Genomic DNA, 577 nt, shown 5'->3' on the forward strand with positions numbered 1-577 from the left:
TTAATATATTTTTGAGCGGGGATTCTGTGTTATAATGAATGATAAGACAAGGAGGGCAAATGGCAACGAGTGAGGGCTTTAAAGATTTTGTGCTAGAGATTCTTGATAGCGCGTTGCACGACACGCAGTATCGCTTTAGTGCAAAAAAGATGTTTGGTGAGTATTGCATTTATGTGCTTGAGACTTCTTGTCTAGAAGCTCTGCCAAAGCCTATTTTTTTGCTTTGTGATGAGACACTTTTTGTCAAACAGCATGCAGTTTTGAAACCTCTTTTAGATTCTTCCCCCAAAGGTTTTCCTTATCAGGGTGCTAAAGAATCTTACATTCTTGATGTCGATTCGGCAGAACTTTTGCGAGAAGTTACGCTTGTTCTTGCGCCAACTTTGCCGCTGCCTAAGCCCAAAAAGGCAAAGAAAACAAGCAAGAAATAAAAAGATATGCTATGAAAACAATCCAATACCGCAATCTTTGTGCCGATGAAATTCATAGTGGGTTGTTTTTGGCTTTTGTGCGACACCAAGAAGTTACAAAATGTTGGCGAAAAGAAAATAATCAATGGATTCTCAAAGATGACCCT

1 protein-coding gene is annotated in these 577 nt (G+C 39.2%); it reads left to right on the top strand.

Annotated elements, in window-relative coordinates; all coding sequences use genetic code 11:
• Positions 1-59: 59 nt before the first annotated feature.
• Positions 60-431 carry a transcriptional regulator gene (locus tag LS69_RS10130; RefSeq protein ID WP_034369184.1) on the top strand — a complete coding sequence of 124 codons (372 nt, stop codon included), beginning with the start codon at positions 60-62 and terminating at the stop codon, positions 429-431.
• The last annotated feature ends 146 nt before the right edge of the window (positions 432-577 follow it).

The sequence above is a fragment of the Helicobacter sp. MIT 05-5294 genome (genome assembly GCF_000765675.1).
In the GTDB taxonomy this organism is placed as follows: domain Bacteria; phylum Campylobacterota; class Campylobacteria; order Campylobacterales; family Helicobacteraceae; genus Helicobacter_D.

Bases quoted from the DNA above. Each gene is read 5' to 3' on its own strand.
- LS69_RS10130 (WP_034369184.1), top strand. From the start codon at position 60: ATGGCAACGAGTGAGGGCTTTAAAGATTTTGTGCTAGAGATTCTTGAT.